We start from the raw sequence: 18,052 nt of genomic DNA on the forward strand, positions 1-18,052 counted from the left end.
CCTGCGCTTCCCGAACAGTGGAGCTGCCGCCCCGCAGCGTCCAGCCCCTGTGACGTTGCACGATGAGCAGCGTGCCAAGCGACTTCGCCCTGCGCGAACGCCTGCAACCGTCGCTGCTCGACCGGTTGACCGACGATGAGCCCGGCCACGAGCAGGAAGGCACGGACAAGCGCGTGCTGTCCCTGAGCCAACTCAAGGCCTCGGTACTGCGTGACCTGACCTGGCTGCTCAATACCACCTCGCTGCTCGACGCCGATGCCACGCTGCATACGCCGGCCGGCACCTCGGTGATCAACTACGGCCTGCCAGCACTGGCCGGCTACAGTGCCTCGAGCATCGATATCCCGGCACTGGAAAGCCTGATCCACAAGGCCATCGCCACCTTCGAGCCGCGCATCCTGGCCAGCAGCCTGCGGGTCCGCGCCCAGGTCGCCCATGGCGAGATGAACCACAACGCCCTGAGCTTCGAGATCGAGGGTGACCTGTGGGCCCTGCCGGCGCCGCTGCCGCTGCTGCTGCGCACCGACCTCGACCTGGAGTCCGGCCATGTGCGCGTGGTCCCGGCCGAGCAACGGAGACGTTAATGAACCCGCGCCTGCTCGACCTCTACAACCAGGAGCTGCAGCACGTCCGCGAAAGCGCGGCCGAGTTCGCCAAGGAATACCCGAAGATCGCCGGCCGCCTGACGCTGTCCGGGATCGACTGCGCCGACCCCTATGTCGAGCGCCTGCTGGAAGGCTTCGCCTATCTCACCGCGCGCGTGCAGCTCAAGCTCGACGCCGAGTACCCGACCTTCACTCACAACCTGCTGGAAATCGCCTACCCGCACTACCTGGCACCGACCCCGTCGATGACCGTGGTGCAGTTGCAGACCGACCCCGACGAGGGCTCGCTGGCCGGCGGTTTCACCCTGCCGCGTGACAGCGTATTGCGTGCCACGCTCGGCAAGGACACCCAGACCTCCTGCGAGTACCGCACCGCCCACGCGGTGACGTTGTGGCCGCTGCAGGTCAGCCAAGCCGAGTACTTCGGCAACCCGGCGACCGTGCTCGGCCGTCTGGCCGCCAGCGAGCCCAAGGCCAAGGCCGGCCTGCGCCTGACCCTGCGCACCGGCGCCGAACTGCCGTTCAACCAGCTCGACCTGGACAACCTGCCGCTGTACCTCAACGGCGCCGACGAACAACCGTTCCGTCTCTACGAGCAACTGCTGGGCAACGCCTGCGCGGTATTCGCCCGCGCTCCGGGCGGCGACTGGGTCGAACGCCTGCCCCAGGACGCCCTGCGCGCCTGCGGTTTCGACGATCGCGAAGCGGCGATGCCGGTGGTGGCCCAGGCCTTCCAGGGCTATCGCCTGCTGCAGGAATACTTCGCCCTGCCCCAGCGCTACCTGTTCGTCGACTTCACCGGACTCGGTCGCGCGGTCAAGCGCTGTAGCGGCCAGGAACTGGAACTGGTCATTCTGTTCGAGCGCTTCGACCCAAGCCTGGAAGGCAGCGTCGGCGCCGCGCAGTTCGTGCCGTTCTGCAGCCCGGCGATCAACCTGTTCCCACGGCGCCTGGACCGTATCCACCTGTCCGAGCGGGTCAACGAACACCATGTGATCGCCGACCGCACCCGACCGATGGATTTCGAGATCCACTCGCTGACCGGTGTCACCGGCCACGGTACCGGCCCCGACCAGCCGTTCCTGCCGTTCTATGCCGTGCGCGACCCCTCACGCTACGGTCGCGACCAGGCCTACTACATCCTGCGGCGCGAGCCACGGGTGCTGTCCAGCGAGCAACGGCGCAAGGGCACCCGCTCGACCTACATCGGCAGCGAGACCTTCGTCAGCCTGGTCGACAGCCAGCAGGCGCCCTACCGCCACGACCTGCGCCAGCTCGGTGTCAGCGCCCTGTGCACCAACCGCGACCTGCCGCTGTTCATGAGCGTCGGTAGCGGCAAGAGCGACTTCACCCTCGCCGACAGCGCGCCGGTGTCGGCCGTGCGTTGCCTGGCCGGACCGAGCCGACCACGGGCCAGCCACGCCCACGACAACAAGGCCTGGCGCCTGATCAGCCAGCTGTCGCTGAACTACCTGTCGCTGAGCGAAGACGGCCAGGGCGCCGCCGCCCTGCGCGAGCTGCTGCGCCTGTACGGCGAAAGCAATGACGCCGCCCTGCAACTGCAGATCGAGGGCCTGCGCGAAGTCAGCAGCAAGGCCTGCACCCGGCGCCTGCCGATGCCCGGGCCGATCGTCTTCGGACGCGGCCTGGAGATCACCCTGGAATTCGACGAGAACGCGTTCCGCGGCACCGGGGTGTTCCTCCTCGGTGCGGTGTTCGAACGCTTCCTGGCACGCTACGTGTCGATCAACAGTTTTACCGAGACGGTGATCCGTACCACCGAACGCGGCGAGATCATGCGATGGAAAGCCAAGCCCGGACGCCGTCCGACCCTGTGAGCACGCTCACGGCGATGCAATCCGAGCCCTGGGAATACGATTTCTTCCAGGCGCTGCGACGTATCGAGTGCGAATCGCCGCACCTGCCGCGCTTCGGCCATTCGCTGCGCCTGGCGGACGACCCGCTGCGCCTGGGCCAGCAGCTGGACTGCGCCTTCGCCCCGGCCACCCTGGCCTCCATGACCCCGGCCGAAGGCACCGCACCGGCACGCCTGGAGCAGTTCTTCTTCGGCCTCGGCGGCCCCAACGGCCCGCTGCCGCTGCACATCACCGAATACGTGCGCGAGCGCCAACGCAATAACGCCGACAGCACCAGCAAGCGCTTTCTCGATGTGTTCCACCACCGCCTGCTGAGCCTGTTCTACCGGGCCTGGGCCGAGGCCCGGCCGACGGTCAGTCACGACCGCCCGGATGACGACTACTGGTCCGAGCGCCTGGCCGCCCTCAGCGGTCGCGGCATGCCCAGCCTGCTCCGGCAGGGGCTGATCCCGGCGACCGCCAAACTGCATTTCAGCGGCCACCTGGCTGCCCAGACCCGCTACCCGGATGGCCTCAAGGCAATCCTAAGCGAGTACTTCGGCCTGCCGGTCGAGATCGAGGAATACGTCGGCCAGTGGCTGGAGTTGCCCGAGCGCAGCCGCCTCGGGGTCAGCGCCAGTCGGCTGGGCGTGGACTTCTGCCTGGGCCGCCACGTCTGGGACCGCCAGCACAAGTTCCGCATCCGCTTCGGCCCCCTCAAGCTCGACGAATACATGAGCCTGCTGCCCGATGCGCAACCCTTCCACCACCTGGTGGCCTGGGTCGCCGAATACCTGGGACACGAGCTGGACTGGGACCTCAATCTGGTCCTGGAACAGCCCGAAGTCCCCCGGTTGCAACTCAACGGCCAATTCCGCCTGGGCTTCAACACCTGGGTCGGCCAACCCAAAGAGGACGCCAGGGACCTGATCCTGGCCCGGCATTACGCCGAACACGCCACACCAGCCCACCACTCAAGGAGCACAGAGCATGGGTGAAATCAGTCGCGCCGCGCTGTTCGGCAAACTCAACAGCGTCGCCTACAAGGCCATCGAAGCCGCCACGGTCTTCTGCAAGCTGCGGGGCAACCCGTATGTGGAACTCGCCCACTGGTTCCACCAGTTGCTGCAATTGCAGGACTCGGACCTGCACCGCCTGGTGCGCCAGTTCAACATCGAGCCGGCGCGCCTGGCCCGCGACCTGACCGAAGCGCTGGACCGCCTGCCACGCGGCTCGACCTCGATCACCGACCTCTCCTCCCACGTCGAGGAAGCGGTGGAGCGCGGCTGGGTCTACGGCAGCCTGATGTTCGGCGAAAGCCAGGTGCGCACCGGCTACCTGGTGCTCGGCATCCTCAAGACCCCGAGCCTGCGCCACGCCCTGCTGGGGCTGTCGTCGGAGTTCGACAAGATCAAGGCCGAGGCGCTGAGCGAGCGTTTTGACGAATACGTCGGCGACTCGCCGGAAAACAACCTGGGCGCCAGCGACGGCTTCAATGCCGGTGCCGTGCCGGGCGAAGCCAGCGGCGCCATCGCGCCGAGCGCCATGGGCAAGCAGGAGGCGCTCAAGCGCTTCACCGTCGACCTGACCGAACAGGCACGCAGCGGCAAGCTCGACCCGATCGTCGGCCGTGACGAGGAAATCCGCCAGCTGGTGGACATCCTCATGCGCCGTCGCCAGAACAACCCGATCCTCACCGGCGAAGCCGGGGTCGGCAAGACCGCGGTGGTCGAGGGCTTCGCCCTGCGCATCGTCGCCGGCGACGTGCCGCCTTCGCTCAAGGACGTCGAACTGCGCAGCCTCGACGTCGGCCTGCTGCAGGCCGGCGCAAGCATGAAGGGCGAGTTCGAACAGCGCCTGCGCCAGGTCATCGAGGACGTCCAGGCCTCGCCCAAGCCGATCATCCTGTTCATCGACGAAGCCCACACCCTGGTCGGTGCCGGTGGCGCCGCCGGTACCGGTGACGCGGCCAACCTGCTCAAGCCGGCACTGGCCCGCGGTACCCTGCGCACCGTGGCCGCGACCACCTGGGCCGAGTACAAGAAGCACATCGAGAAGGACCCGGCGCTGACCCGCCGCTTCCAGGTAGTACAGGTCCCGGAGCCGTCGGAAGACAAGGCACTCCTGATGATGCGCGGCGTCGCCTCGACCATGGAGAAACACCACCAGGTGCAGATCCTCGACGAAGCCCTGGAAGCCTCGGTCAAGCTGTCGCACCGCTACATCCCGGCGCGGCAGCTGCCGGACAAGTCGGTCAGCCTGCTCGACACCGCCTGCGCCCGCGTCGCCATCAGCCTGCATGCGGTGCCGGCCGAGGTCGACGACAGCCGCCGGCGCATCGAGGCGCTGGAAATCGAGCTGCAGATCATCGCCCGCGAACACGCCATCGGGATCGACACCCGCAGCCGCAAGAGCGCCAGCGAGGAGCTGCTGGCCGGCGAGCGCGAGCGCCTGGCCGAACTGGAAAGCCGCTGGGCCGAGGAAAAGAGCCTGGTCGACGAACTGCTTGCCACCCGTGCCGAGCTGCGCGAGAGCACCGGCGTGGTGGACAGTGACGCCGGCGGCGAACAGGGCCACGCCCTGCGCGAGAAACTGATCGACCTGCAACAGCGTCTCAGCACCCTGCAGGGCGAAAGCCCGCTGATCCTGCCGACCGTGGACTACCAGGCGGTGGCCTCGGTGGTCGCCGACTGGACCGGTATCCCGGTGGGCCGCATGGCCCGCAACGAACTGGAAACCGTGCTCAAGCTCGACCAGCACCTGAGCAAGCGCATCATTGGCCAGGACCATGCCCTGAGCATGATCGCCAAGCGTATCCAGACCTCCCGCGCCGGCCTCGACAACCCGAGCAAGCCGATCGGCGTGTTCATGCTCGCCGGCACCTCCGGCGTGGGCAAGACCGAAACCGCCCTGGCCCTGGCCGAAGCCATGTACGGTGGCGAGCAGAACGTCATCACCATCAACATGAGCGAGTTCCAGGAAGCCCACACCGTCTCGACCCTCAAGGGCGCCCCGCCCGGCTACGTCGGCTACGGCGAAGGCGGCGTGCTGACCGAGGCGGTACGGCGCAAGCCCTACAGCGTGGTGCTGCTGGACGAGGTGGAAAAGGCCCACCCGGACGTGCACGAGATGTTCTTCCAAGTGTTCGACAAGGGCGTGATGGAAGACGGCGAAGGCCGGGTGATCGACTTCAAGAACACCCTGATCCTGCTGACCACCAACGCCGGTACCGACCTGATCGCGCACCTGTGCAAGGACGCCAGCAACGTCCCCGATCCGGAAGACATCGCCAAGGCCCTGCGCCAGCCGCTGCTGGAAATCTTCCCGCCGGCGCTGCTCGGACGCCTGGTGACCATTCCGTACTACCCGCTCAGCGACACCATGCTCAAGGCCATCACCCGCCTGCAGCTGGGGCGCATCAAGAAGCGCGTGGAAAGCACCCACAAGGTCGCCTTCGAGTTCGACGACGAGGTGGTCGACCTGATCGTCTCGCGCTGCACCGAGACCGAAAGCGGCGGGCGGATGATCGACGCGATCCTGACCAACAGCCTGCTGCCGGACATGAGCCGCGAGTTCCTCACGCGCATGCTCGAAGGCAAGGCGCTGGCCGGCGTGCGGATCAGCGTGCGGGATAACGAATTGCACTACCAGTTCAGCGACGTGGGCGCCTGAGCCGGCCCCCAGGCCAACCTGTGGATGTAGCTGCGCAGATGGATGTACCTCTGGAAGTGGATGTAACTGTGGAAATGGATGTGGCGAGCGGACTTGTCGGGACGCCGCACCGCCGCGCTGGGGCGCAAAGCGCCCCTGAACCGGACACCCCGGCCTGCCAGGCAACCTGCGATCGCCGGTTTACGGCTGCTTCGCAGCCGAGCGCGGGCGAGCCCGCTCGCCACACTGGACCTCACTACACCCAAGCAGACCTCACCACAAAAAACACACAGAGCCCGCCCAGCCTCCACAAGACCCAGAGATAACCGATGCTATTCACACAAGCCACCCGCCTGACACAGGTCCACAGCCCCCTCGGGCCGGATGTGCTGCTGCTCAAGGACATGGGCGGCGGCGAGGAACTGGGGCGACCGTTCGAATACGAATTGCACCTGACCTCCACCGACGGTGCCATCGACCTGAACCAGTTGCTGGGCAAGCCCATGAGCCTCTCCCTGCAACTGCAGGGCGGCGCCAGCCGCTATTTCCACGGCATCGTCGCGCGCTGCAGCCAGAACGTCGACACCGGCCAGTTCGCCAGCTACCAGGTGACCCTGCGCCCCTGGCTCTGGCTGCTGACGCGCACGTCCGACTGCCGCATCTTCCAGCACATGACCATCCCGCAGATCATCAAGCAGGTGTTCCGGGACCTCGGCTTCTCCGACTTCGAAGACGTGCTCAGCCAACCCTACCGCGAGTGGGAGTACTGCGTGCAGTACCGCGAGAGCAGCTTCGACTTCGTCAGCCGGCTGATGGAACAGGAAGGCATCTACTACTACTTCCGCCATGAGAAGGACCGCCACGTGCTGGTGCTGGCCGATGCCTACGGCGCCCACCACCCGGCGCCCGGCTACGAGTCGATCCCCTACTACCCGCCGGACGGCCAGCACCGCGAGCGCGACCACCTCAACGGCTGGCAGCTGGCCCAGGAAGTGCAGCCTGGCTCGCTGGAGCTCAACGACTACGACTTCCAGCGCCCCAGCGCGCGGATCGATGTGCGCTCGACCATGCCGCGCCCGCACACCGCCGGTGACTACCCGCTGTACGACTACCCCGGCAGCTACGTGCAGAGCCAGGACGGCGAGCACTACGCGCGTACCCGCATCGAGGCGATCCAGAGCCTGCACGAGCGTGTGCAGCTCAACGGCAACGCCCGGGGCATCGGTGCCGGCAACCTGTTCAGCCTGACTGGCTTCGGCCGCCAGGACCAGAACCGCGAGTACCTGATCGTCGGTGCGCGCTACTACATCGCCCAGGAAAGCCTGGAATCCGGCAGCGGTACCGCAGGCTCGCAGTTCGAAAGCAGCCTGGCCTGCATCGACGCCCAGCAGACCTTTCGCCCGCTGGCGAACACCACCCGCCCCATCGTCCGCGGCCCACAGACCGCCGTAGTGGTCGGCCCCGCCGGCGAAGAGATCTGGACCGACCAGTACGGCCGGGTGAAAGTGCACTTCCACTGGGACCGCCACGACCAGTCCAACGAAAACAGCTCCTGCTGGATCCGCGTCTCGCAGGCCTGGGCCGGCAAGAACTGGGGCTCGATGCAGATCCCGCGGATCGGCCAGGAAGTCATCGTCAGCTTCCTCGAAGGCGACCCCGACCGGCCGATCATCACCGGCAGAGTCTACAACGCCGAACAGACGGTGCCCTATGACCTGCCCGCCAACGCTACCCAGAGCGGCATGAAGAGCCGTTCGAGCAAGGGCGGCAGCCCGGCCAACTTCAACGAAATCCGCATGGAGGACAAGAAGGGCGCCGAGCAGTTGTACATCCATGCCGAGCGCAACCAGGACATCGTGGTCGAGGTCGACGAAAGCCACTCGGTGGGCCATGACCGCAACAAGAGCATCGGCCACGACGAGACCGTGCTGATCGGCAACAACCGGGTGCGCATCGTCAAGCAACAGGACGTGCTCACCGTCGGCCAGAGCAAGACCGACAGCATCAGCCAGAGCTACCTGATCGAGGTCGGCGAAAACCTGCGGCTGGTCTGCGGCGCCAGCGTGCTGGAGCTCAACGCCAGCGGCCAGATCAACCTGTGCGGCGTGCAGATCAGTTTCCACGCCAGCGGTGACGCGCAGTTCAACACGGGCGGCGTCCTGCACCTGAACAACGGCAAGGGCCCCGACGCCACCCCGGACGGCGACGGTGTCAAAGGCACGATCGACGCCAAGGTGGCATCGGCCTTTCCCAAGGCCAAGTAAAAAGGACTTCACGCCATGACCTACCGCCTCAACGAGTTCCAGTTCCAGCTACCCGACAGCGAGTTGCTCGATGCCTCGATCAACATCCTCAAGTTCCCGGAGCTGGGCACGTCGCTGATCGTCAGCCGCAGCCTGCTGGGCGAGGGCGAGGACCTGCGCAGCAACTTCGACAGCCAGCTCAAGCGCCTTGAACAGCAGGTCCAGGAGTTGCGCTACCAGCCGCGCCAGGACGTGCGCCTGGGCGCGGATCAATCCCTCGACGCCATCGAGTCGCGCAGCCAGTACAGCAAGGGCGCGGACAAGGTCTACCAGTTCCAGCTGGCCTTCGTCCTGCCCGGCACGCGCAAGATGACCGCCCTCAGCTACGTCAAGGCGCAACCGCTGGGCGATGCCGAAGCCGCCCACTGGGCCAGAATCAAGCACAGCCTGGCACTGGCCTGAGCCATGTCCGACGCACTCTGGGCCGCCCGCCTGGGAGACGGGCTGGAACACACTTCGGTCATGGCCGACATCGTCGGCGGCGTGCTGGAGGTGGCGGCCAACGTCGCCATCGGCGCGCTGGCGACGGCCGCGGTGGTGGCCGCCACCGGCATTACCGTGGCCACCGGCGGTCTCGGTGCCTGCCTGCTGGGCGCGGTGGTCGGGGTGATCGTTGGCGTGGTCATGAGCAAGACCGGCGCCGACAAGGGCCTGAGCGACATGTGCGAGGGGATCGGCAACGCGCTGTTTCCGCCCACGGTGCAGGCGACCATCCATACCGGCTCGAAGAACACCCTCACCAACTCGATTCCCGCCGCGCGGGCTGCGGGGACTGCACCACCGCCGGCACCGGCTGGCGGCGTGCCCGACAGTGAGGCCGCCGAAGTACCCGAGGAAACCGCACCGGAAGAGGAAGGCCCCGGTTTCCTCGACATGGCCAAGGGCTTCTTCTCGCAGATGTGGCGGCCCACGGTCGCCAGCCCGGCACCCGGCACGCAACCCAAGCCGCTGGACCTGGTGAGCTGCACCAAGCATTCGCCGATGCCGGAGCAGTACCTCGCCGAAGGCTCGGAGAAAGTCAGCATCAACGGCCAGCCGGCCGTGCGCAGCGGCGACCGCAGCACCTGCGATGGCAAGGTGGTGTCCTCCGGCACCATCTCGCCGAACGTGACCATCGGCGGCAACTCGGTGGTGGTGCGCGAGATCCGCAGCGGCAAGACCCCGGGCGTCGGCCTGGCGGTCACCGTGCTGATGATGCTCAAGGGCGGCAAGGGCAAGTTCATGAGCAACCTGCCGTGCATGTTGCTGTCGGGGGTCAACTCGTTCGTCGTCAGCCAGGCCACCGGCGCCCTGACTCGGGCCATTGCCGGGTCGCCGAATCCGGTGCATGCGGCCACCGGTGCCAAGGTACTGGGTGGTGCGGACGAGCTGGACTTCGTTCTGCCCGGCATCCTGCCCATCGACTGGCAGCGCTTCTACAACAGCCGCGACGAGCGCAATGAGAGCCTGCTCGGCAGCGGCTGGAGCCTGCGCTATGAAACCTGTGTACAGATAGAGCCCCATCCCGACGGTGGCGAGCGCCTGGTCTATACCGACGAACAGGCGCGGCGCATCGACATGGGCACGATCCCGCTCGGTGGTGCGGTGTTCAGCGCCGGTGAAAGCCTGGCGGTGCGGCGCAACGGCAATGGGCAACTGCTGATCGAGAGCGATGACGGCCTCTACCGCCTGTTCGAGCCGACCCAGGACAACCCCGCCCATCTTCGTCTGAGCCAACTGGGCGATCGTAACGATAACCGCATCTATCTCGACTACGATGAGTCTGGAAAACTGGCGAGGTTGCGCGACACCTTCGACCATGTGCAGGTGGAACTGATCTACAGCCCGCAGTGGCCACGCAGAATCGCCCAGATCGAGCGCCTGTACCCTGATCAGCAGCGCGAGGTGCTGGTCAGCTACAGCTACGATAATGGCGGTGAGCTGGCCGAAGTGCGTGATGCCCTCGGCCAAATCCAGCGTCGTTTCGCCTATGACGAACAGCGGCGGATGGTCGAGCACCAGTTGCCAAGCGGCCTGCGCTGCTTCTACCAGTGGGCCGAGGTCGGTCATCGCGAATGGCGGGTCATTCGTCACTGGACCGATGACGGCGACGAGTATCTCTTCGACTACGACCTGGACAGTGGTGCCACCCGGATTACCGATGGCCTGCGCCGAGTCAGTACACGACGCTGGAACGCGCAACACCAGATCACCGAATACACCGACAATCTCGACCAGACCTGGCAGTTCGAATGGAACGACGAGCGCCAACTGCTCGGTGCCATCGATCCCCAGGGTGGCCAGTACCGCTACAGCTACGACGAGGCCGGCAACCTGAGCGACAGCCTCGACCCGTTGGGGCGCAGCGAGTCGACCGTGTGGCTGGAACACTGGGCGTTGCCGTTGGTGGAAACCGACAGCGCCGGCCACAACTGGCAGTATCGCTATGATTCGCGTGGCAACTGCACCCACGAGACCGATCCGCTGGGCCAGGTTACCCGGTACTGCTACGACGCCCGCGGCCAGGTGGTGCAGATCATCGACGCCAGCGGCAAGCGCAAGACCCTGCAATGGAACGATCTTGGACAACTGACCGAACACGTCGATTGCTCCGGCTACCCGACCCGCTTCGGCTACGACCGCTGCGGCTACCTGCAGGTGGTCACCGACGCCCTCGGCGAACGTACCACCTATCAGCGCGATGCCCAGGGCAACCTGCTGCAGACCACACTGACCGATGGCCGCGTCGAACAGTACCAGCGCGACAGCAGCGGTCAGTTGACCGGCTACACCAACCCGGTCGGACATACCACGCTCTACCAGCACAACCGTCGTGGCCAGGTACACCAGCGAACTGACGCCCATGGCCGGCAGGTACGGTTCACCTACGACAACTACGGACGACTGCAGGCGCTGACCAATGAGAACGGCGAGAGTTATCGGTTCGCCTGGGATGCCGGGGATCGACTGGCGGAACAGCGCAATCTCGATGGCAGTATCAAACGCTACACGTACGACCCCCTCGATAATGTAAAACGGGTCGAGACCATCGCTGCACCACAAAATGACCGCCAGCCAGCCGAAGCCACCATCGTTCAACACCTGGAGCGTGATGCAATTGGCCGCCTGACCACCAGGAGAACCCCTGATGGGCAGTCACGATACACCTACAGCCCACTGAATCAGTTGCTGGAAGCGGCCACTGTCGATAACGACGGAAACGAACAACGCCTGGCTTTTGCCTACGACGCCCTAGGTTACCTGGTTGAAGAGCAAAGCTCGGCCGGCAGCCTGAAACATCACTACGATGAGCTGGGCAACCTGACCCAGACCCACCTACCCGATGGTCGCTGGCTCAACCGGCTGTACTACGGCAGCGGTCACCTGCACCAGATCAACCTCGACGGCCAGGTGATCAGTGACTTCGAACGCGACCGCCTGCATCGCGAAGTGCTGCGTACCCAGGGCCAGATCAGCACCCGCAGCGAGTATGACCGCGGCGGTCGCTTGCGTACCCGCCAGCGTCGGCTGAGCAGTCAGCCCTTGTCGATGCCAGCCGCAGAACAGGTCCATTTTGATTTCGACCCTGGCGATCATCTCGTAGGGCGTCTCGAACGCCTGCCGCAAGGCCAGCACCACCAGTCGCTGCAATACGATGCGACGGGCCGGATCATTGCAAGCCAGGGCAATCGCCAACGGCAGAATGAGACCTTTGCCTTCGATGCCGCAGCCAACCTCCTCGACGGCACGTCCACCTCCGCAGGCCAGGTATTGCACAACCAGCTGCTGACTTATCAGGACAAGCGTTATCGCTACGACGGCTTTGGCCGCATGATTGAAAAGCGTAGCCGGCGACGAGGACTACAGCGTTTCAGCTACGACACCGACCATCGCCTGGTTGAAGTTCGAACACAGCAGGGTGACGGTGAGAACGTAGTCCGGATGCGTTATGACCCGCTGGGCCGGCGGATTGAAAAAACCGAGCACGACAGCAATGGGCGGTTGATTTCCAGTACCCGTTTCGACTGGGATGCCCTGCAACTGCTCAAGGAACACAAGAACCACCAGACCAGCCTGTATCTTTATGTCGACCACAGCCATGACCCCCTGGCCAGAGTCGATGGCAACGGCGCAAACCAGAAAGTCCGTTACTACCACAACGACCCCAACGGACTACCGCAGGTACTGACCGAAAGCGACGGCCATCCGGTATGGCAGGCCCATTATCAGGTGTGGGGCAACACCATTGACGAGGTGCGGGAACCTTACTACAGCGAAGAGCAGAACCTGCGGTTCCAGGGACAGTACCTGGACCGGGAGACCGGGCTGCACTACAACACTTTCCGTTTTTTCGATCCCGATATAGGACGCTTCACCACACCCGATCCGCTGGGCCTATCCGGTAGCCTGAACCTCTACCGCTATGCACCGAATCCATTCACCTGGATCGACCCGCTGGGCCTTAAAGAAGATGAGATCATTCGCTACATGAGCAAGGAGGAGGCTGCCGCGTCCCAGGCAACCAATGGTGGCAAGGGCGGATTGGTCCCGAACAACCGGGGTGAGAAGGCAGTCTGGGTCAACCAGGATAGCAACCCTGGATTCAACCCGGGCAAAGAGCAGTACAGGGTCGTGGCAACCGTGAACAATGAAGGCGTCAACATTCTCAACAACCACCAGGATATTTCGACCGTTGACTACAAGGAAACCGGCCTTAAAGATGGCGTGCTGTCCAAAACGAATGAACCCAAGGCCAAGGGTATTGGTTTCCGGCTACTGGGCAAATTGAACAAGACCATCACGTCATTCCGTGTCGAGAAGAAAGGCCCGAACGGAAAGTGGAAGACCTGCGGAAAACTCTAAATGGATGTCTTCGATCTTCTTTCATGCAAGCTTGAGCACTTCCTGAATGCCCGTCCCCTGCCAAGAGAACCGGGAGCGGTCTTTTACCTGGAAGAGGAGCCCGCCCTGCTTTCCGTAGTGGCTCGCAAACGCAATGGCAAGCCCCTCTGCGCAAGTCGCTGGCAGGATCTGTTTTCCCTGGGCACGTTCCAGAAGGCCATGTCTAAACGGGGTTTCACCGAGCCGGATTGCTACGCACTCCTCTTGGTACTGTCCCGTTTTGGTTATCTGCTGGAGATCGACAACCGCCAGCGAACCAATAGGGAGTACTTCATTTTCTTCTACCTGATCCAATTGATCGGCCTGAAAAACAGCCCATTCGATGCGGATGCGAAAACCAGGAATCACATGCTCAGGTTCCTGCTTTTCGAACTGAGCATCGACGACGAGGCGTATCGTCGATTCAGTATCCAGGATGATCGTTGGGTCATGACTACTGATGCGCTGGGGACTGTACCGTTCCTGGAGGTCATCGAGCAGGTTTACCAGGCACTCAAGGCCCAGAGCAGGAAAGAAAGCGAGCTGCTGGGCACACTGAAGGACTACCAGGCGAGTATCGTCGAGTTACTGGCAACCCCCGAAGGAACAGCCCATCGGTTTGCTCTCAATGACCGATACAGCGAACTTGTCTATCCCGACGTGTTTCTGGCCACCTACGCCCAGGACAGGACGCGGGTGCTTGAGGCCCTGGCTGATACGATCAATCCGCTTCAGTCGACGGAAAACCTTTTCGTCTCCAACCTTATCCTGATGAATTATTCTTTCCACATATTGAAAAGCCGGCCTCGAGAGCTTCTCAAACTGAGAAAGCATGTTGCTGATGAGGCACTTTTCGGCAAGTTGCTGGAGGCGATAATTACTCGTCGAATGTCGATCGATAAAGCCTTGCTTGAAAAGCTCCCCCTGGGCGAAAGCCTGTCATTGGTAAAACACAATGACGCCTTGTTCTATAACATCCTGTATAGCCGTTAGAGACAGCCAGCCGACAACCAGGCTGCACGACCATGAAAAACCAGGCACTACACATCCTGTCGTCCTTGATGCTCTGCACAGTGTGCATCTCCGCACAGGCAGCAACCTGGCAGGTCTGCAACCTGGAACTGCACGTCACCGAGTCGAAAATAAATCCGCCCCCGGTTCTCAATGGAAACCCTGGTGTTCCTCTTGGTGGGAAAGGAGCCCAACACAACGCGACCTTTAACCTATTAATCTACAAGTGATCACCATGGGCACAGAAGTACGAAAAGAGTTAGAAAAAACGCTAGTAACAGAACTAAAGAAAATACCATCCGATATTTTTGAAACAAAAGTAGGAAAAAACAAAATAAGCCTACTGATTTCGAAAGAGAAGCATGGAGAAATTTATGTCCAACATCTATCCAAAGCCGACGGCTACTATGCTGGCGCGGAACTCATAAAGTGCGAGGCCATGGATTTCTGCATAAGCCAGTCTCCTCCCTACAAAAGCCAACTATTAAACTCTTCATTTTATTCCAAAAGTTCTTTAGCAGAGTCAAATAAAGATTTCGGCGACGAAATAGGTGGAATCATTAGAACACCTCCAGCAGCAGATGTAGAGGCCACCGCAAACAAGATACAGCAACGCCTGGTAAAATTTTATTTCTCCGATATGGAGAACTGTGTAACGGCCCCCCCATGCCTGATTGACGGCATACTCAAATCACCAGAAAACTATGCCTTCCCCTTTCTAACTGCGCTATTTTGCGCGCAGAAAAACAACCTGAGCCTGGATTCCGATATTTTCCAGAAAGTACTCAACAGCAAAAAGATATTCGGCAACAAGAAATTCGATCTTGAATTAGCTCAAAAAATATTAGCTAACCCAGAGAAAATATCGGAAACCCCACGGCGACTAGCTAGGTGATTACCAAGGAGCGGCGAGCAAAACAGGGCCAGCACAGAGACGGATTTATTTTCTCAGCAGAAGTAGAAAATAAATCCATCCCCACTTCTCTCCCAACAGGTTTTTTTATAAATGCCAAACTATAGCAATAACGTGCATATATGGGTAGGCAGCAACTTCTCCTCGAACGAAGACTATATGAGTTACTTTGAACTGGATTACTCAGTCGAAGGAAACTTCGATGATCCCAACTACAAGCTTTGCGGTTTCTGTAAGGACATCGGCACCCGTTGGTATGATCAGGACTTCATTGGCATCATTTCCCGCAGCGAACAGGAAGTTTCTCTGGATGAAATCCTTGTCGAGGCCGCTGTGGACGAGGACGAGCTCCCCCGCCTCAAGGCTCGTTGCGATGCCTTGGGAGTCAGGAAAGCCAATGCAATCTTCTGGTATCAGGATGCGGATCTGGTCCTCAAGCAACCCATCAAGGACAGCTATAACGGCCTGAAGTATATCGGCCTGTTCCAGGGCGATTGAGTTTTTTCTGTCCACGAAGACCAGCCGATCCCGCTACGGCGGCAACCCGGCGAGGGTAATACGTAAACCATGAAAAACCCGATCACATCCCGTGTGCTATTGGCCTTGACGCTCTCAGCGCTGTGCATGCCCATACAGGCGGCGGGCTGGCAGGTCTGCAACCTGGAACTGCGCGTCACCGAGTCGAAAATAAATCCTGCAATTAAAACGGTGAATGATGAAAGCGTTGACAAAACCTAAAGCAGGCGACCTTTTTTACATACCTGCGGTCAACAAAGACGATGAAATTGGTTTTATTATCGCCCGCTACATCGAGCTTATAGAACCGAATCTTGGACATTTGATCGAGATTTTTGAAAAATTCTATACCGAAATCCCGACATCGATCGATGAAGTCGATACGACCAGGCGACTATTCCGACCCATTTTCTGCAGCCTTCGGTTTTCGGGCCTCCCGCGTTGGAAAATTCTATTCAGCGATCCAGATTATGAAAAGTCCATGTCTGGGTATGACAAGATAAAATTTGCCTTCGACTCCAGTCTCTGGGTTGGCGGGAAAAGTCTATCCGCGACCGAAAGCCAGCTTGAAGGTATAGAACCGTCCATTTGTTGGCGCATGGACCATATCGTATTCAGGGTAATTGCACACTTGAAAGGTGCTCTGGCTCCGGACGACATCATGGACTATGAAAAACTACCCGAAGATCTTCGAGAAGACAGTGACATCGCGAGCGAAAGAGTTGAAAAGGCTACAAGAACAATGAATGAAAAATTCGAGAGCCATAAACAGACCGGCAAGCCATGAGCCTCAAGTGGAAATCGCCTATTTCATGAAAGGTTGGTGCAATCACAGCGATTCGAGAGAGGAGTGACCGAGAAGCGGTGAGTAAACAACCGAATCGATTACCCTGGAGGGTGGGTTCAACCTCTATCCGTCTGGGTCCAAGCCGTCAGGCAACGCAATGCCCAACGCGACGAGATACCTGTTCATGAGCAAATACCTGACCAATCTTGATATCGAATACCCGCTCGGACCAGTCACATCAACGTGCAGCCGAGAAGCGGCAGCGCTGTATCTCTACCTGATCGCGCGTAAATTCAAGATTCCGACGGGGGGCATCGCCAAGGTCATCCTGCAACAGGCACCGTCCGTCACGGAACGAACGTTGCTGGATATCATTACCTATGCACATCCTCTTCGCCATCTCGACAAGCTACCGCCCAGCGCCTCGGAAGAGGAAGCGCGCAAGGCCCTGATCGATGAAATCACCGATGCCTTGCTCGCACTGGCCGAACTCAAGGGCTGGGACCAAGAGCCTATTCGCAAACTCCACGCTGAGGTAATCAAGCGCGGCTATCGATTCGAAGGGACCGCTGGCAAGTCCGCCAAGAACAGCACTAAAACCATGACTGCCACTGCCGCATGGCGGAGTGATCAGCACCTGCACATCGGGGTCCTGCTGCAAGGCAGCAAGAAAACACCTGAATGTTTCATCGCCGCGACCCGAATCGGCATCTCCCTGGGGCTTTTCGAATCGCTGTTGGGCCCCCTGGAATGGGTTGACGATGAAACGGTCCGACTGTTTCACAGCAACAAGCGTGACTATTGGGATATCAGCGTTACGACTCAAACCGCCGAGTTTCATTTCCCCAGGGCCGAATCCGGAAACGCGCACGGACAATACGATCTGGCAAAGATGTATCTCGACGGATGGATTGTCGAGCAGGACATTTCCAAGGCAGAAGAGTGGCTGAGAAAGTCGGCCGCACAGAACTTCCCCAAAGCGGTAAAGCTGTTGCAACGTATTGAAGCCGGTGAACCGGACCTGGCTGATCCATTGATGAACAGTATGCGCTAAGCACCTTGGAGCTTACCGTCTGGCAGGAATAAAGCATGAGCGAACTGACGGATTTTCACGTTTTCTGGGGCGCGGCCATAGAGGTTGCGCAGAAGCATTCCGCCTCCCTCGAAGCAGACGGGGCTGAAGATTTTGCGCAAACTCTTTACGAAGAGTATCTCGGGCAAGAAGCACCGAAGAACAAGAAGAAATGGCTGACCGAACGGCTGGAAAATGAGTTCCTTGCCCTGGACGCAAAGCCGGAATGGGTCGGCGAACCTGCTTGGTTGTATCACCAGGGGAAACCCATGGTCTTCCTTCATCAGTTCCGTGTACCTGAGTCAGCACAACATTTGAAAGAAAAGATTTCCCTGGGTGACACGCTCTACGTTTTTGGTTCGAGGAACATCATGGGGAGTCCATCAGGCGATAGCTGGAGCACGGTCTACAAAACCGCCGTGCAGAGCTTTGAAGGCGACACGACATACTGATGATCATCCCTGACGCCCATCAGGCC

General features: G+C 61.1%; 14 protein-coding genes. All 14 read left to right on the top strand.

The window, feature by feature from the left end:
* Window positions 1-62: 62 nt before the first annotated feature.
* The 14 genes from tssE to HU752_RS00405 all read left to right on the top strand — a co-directional run bounded on the left by tssE (window position 63) and on the right by HU752_RS00405 (window position 18,026).
* The gene (gene tssE / locus HU752_RS00340; RefSeq protein WP_189656672.1) at window positions 63-584 is read left to right on the top strand and encodes a type VI secretion system baseplate subunit TssE; all 522 of its coding nucleotides are present in this window, start codon (window positions 63-65) and stop codon (window positions 582-584) included.
* Window positions 584-2,443: a type VI secretion system baseplate subunit TssF gene (gene tssF / locus HU752_RS00345; protein ID WP_186683674.1), complete on the top strand. Its 1,860-nt coding sequence runs from the start codon at window positions 584-586 to the stop codon at window positions 2,441-2,443. Before tssE ends, tssF begins: the two co-directional genes overlap by 1 nt.
* Window positions 2,407-3,459, top strand: coding sequence for a type VI secretion system baseplate subunit TssG (gene tssG, locus HU752_RS00350; RefSeq protein ID WP_186683675.1), 1,053 nt, complete (start codon window positions 2,407-2,409; stop codon window positions 3,457-3,459). Before tssF ends, tssG begins: the two co-directional genes overlap by 37 nt.
* Window positions 3,452-6,133 (top strand): type VI secretion system ATPase TssH, encoded by a 2,682-nt coding sequence (tssH, locus tag HU752_RS00355; protein ID WP_186683676.1) that lies wholly within the window; start codon window positions 3,452-3,454, stop codon window positions 6,131-6,133. Before tssG ends, tssH begins: the two co-directional genes overlap by 8 nt.
* 308 nt (window positions 6,134-6,441) lie before the next feature.
* Window positions 6,442-8,376, top strand: coding sequence for a type VI secretion system Vgr family protein (locus tag HU752_RS00360; protein WP_186683677.1), 1,935 nt, complete (start codon window positions 6,442-6,444; stop codon window positions 8,374-8,376).
* A 15-nt stretch (window positions 8,377-8,391) separates the two neighbouring features.
* Entirely contained in the window at window positions 8,392-8,817 is a 426-nt protein-coding gene (locus HU752_RS00365; RefSeq protein WP_186683678.1) for a DcrB-related protein, read from the top strand.
* Window positions 8,818-8,820: 3 nt separating this feature from the next.
* Window positions 8,821-13,257 carry an RHS repeat-associated core domain-containing protein gene (locus HU752_RS00370; RefSeq protein ID WP_225920090.1) on the top strand — a complete coding sequence of 1,479 codons (4,437 nt, stop codon included), beginning with the start codon at window positions 8,821-8,823 and terminating at the stop codon, window positions 13,255-13,257.
* Complete coding sequence (locus tag HU752_RS00375; RefSeq protein ID WP_186683679.1) at window positions 13,258-14,268, top strand: hypothetical protein; 1,011 nt, start codon at window positions 13,258-13,260, stop codon at window positions 14,266-14,268.
* A gap of 253 nt (window positions 14,269-14,521) precedes the next feature.
* On the top strand, window positions 14,522-15,181 hold the full coding sequence (locus HU752_RS00380) for a hypothetical protein (RefSeq protein WP_186683680.1): 660 nt from the start codon (window positions 14,522-14,524) through the stop codon (window positions 15,179-15,181).
* Between the two features lie 111 nt (window positions 15,182-15,292).
* The gene (locus HU752_RS00385; RefSeq protein ID WP_186683681.1) at window positions 15,293-15,697 is read left to right on the top strand and encodes an immunity 22 family protein; all 405 of its coding nucleotides are present in this window, start codon (window positions 15,293-15,295) and stop codon (window positions 15,695-15,697) included.
* A 69-nt stretch (window positions 15,698-15,766) separates the two neighbouring features.
* The gene (locus HU752_RS00390) at window positions 15,767-15,937 is read left to right on the top strand and encodes a hypothetical protein (RefSeq protein WP_186683682.1); all 171 of its coding nucleotides are present in this window, start codon (window positions 15,767-15,769) and stop codon (window positions 15,935-15,937) included.
* The gene (locus HU752_RS00395) at window positions 15,912-16,502 is read left to right on the top strand and encodes a hypothetical protein (RefSeq protein ID WP_225920091.1); all 591 of its coding nucleotides are present in this window, start codon (window positions 15,912-15,914) and stop codon (window positions 16,500-16,502) included. Before HU752_RS00390 ends, HU752_RS00395 begins: the two co-directional genes overlap by 26 nt.
* Before the next feature lie 184 nt (window positions 16,503-16,686).
* Window positions 16,687-17,556: a tetratricopeptide repeat protein gene (locus HU752_RS00400; protein WP_186683683.1), complete on the top strand. Its 870-nt coding sequence runs from the start codon at window positions 16,687-16,689 to the stop codon at window positions 17,554-17,556.
* Window positions 17,557-17,591: 35 nt separating this feature from the next.
* A complete protein-coding gene (locus HU752_RS00405; protein ID WP_186683684.1) occupies window positions 17,592-18,026 on the top strand; it encodes a hypothetical protein in 435 nt (144 codons plus the stop codon).
* Window positions 18,027-18,052: the final 26 nt, after the last annotated feature.

It is taken from the genome of Pseudomonas vanderleydeniana (genome assembly GCF_014268755.2).
GTDB lineage: Bacteria > Pseudomonadota > Gammaproteobacteria > Pseudomonadales > Pseudomonadaceae > Aquipseudomonas > Aquipseudomonas vanderleydeniana.

Excerpts from the sequence above, each read along its gene's own strand:
- HU752_RS00380 (WP_186683680.1), top strand. The coding sequence starts at position 14,522 with ATGGGCACAGAAGTACGAAAAGAGTTAGAAAAAACGCTAGTAACAGAA.
- HU752_RS00365 (WP_186683678.1), top strand. The coding sequence starts at position 8,392 with ATGACCTACCGCCTCAACGAGTTCCAGTTCCAGCTACCCGACAGCGAG.
- HU752_RS00370 (WP_225920090.1), top strand. The coding sequence starts at position 8,821 with ATGTCCGACGCACTCTGGGCCGCCCGCCTGGGAGACGGGCTGGAACAC.
- tssE (WP_189656672.1), top strand. The coding sequence starts at position 63 with ATGAGCAGCGTGCCAAGCGACTTCGCCCTGCGCGAACGCCTGCAACCG.
- HU752_RS00395 (WP_225920091.1), top strand. The coding sequence starts at position 15,912 with ATGATGAAAGCGTTGACAAAACCTAAAGCAGGCGACCTTTTTTACATA.
- HU752_RS00385 (WP_186683681.1), top strand. The coding sequence starts at position 15,293 with ATGCCAAACTATAGCAATAACGTGCATATATGGGTAGGCAGCAACTTC.
- tssG (WP_186683675.1), top strand. The coding sequence starts at position 2,407 with ATGGAAAGCCAAGCCCGGACGCCGTCCGACCCTGTGAGCACGCTCACG.
- HU752_RS00405 (WP_186683684.1), top strand. The coding sequence starts at position 17,592 with ATGAGCGAACTGACGGATTTTCACGTTTTCTGGGGCGCGGCCATAGAG.
- HU752_RS00360 (WP_186683677.1), top strand. The coding sequence starts at position 6,442 with ATGCTATTCACACAAGCCACCCGCCTGACACAGGTCCACAGCCCCCTC.
- tssF (WP_186683674.1), top strand. The coding sequence starts at position 584 with ATGAACCCGCGCCTGCTCGACCTCTACAACCAGGAGCTGCAGCACGTC.
- HU752_RS00400 (WP_186683683.1), top strand. The coding sequence starts at position 16,687 with ATGAGCAAATACCTGACCAATCTTGATATCGAATACCCGCTCGGACCA.
- HU752_RS00390 (WP_186683682.1), top strand. The coding sequence starts at position 15,767 with ATGAAAAACCCGATCACATCCCGTGTGCTATTGGCCTTGACGCTCTCA.
- tssH (WP_186683676.1), top strand. The coding sequence starts at position 3,452 with ATGGGTGAAATCAGTCGCGCCGCGCTGTTCGGCAAACTCAACAGCGTC.
- HU752_RS00375 (WP_186683679.1), top strand. The coding sequence starts at position 13,258 with ATGGATGTCTTCGATCTTCTTTCATGCAAGCTTGAGCACTTCCTGAAT.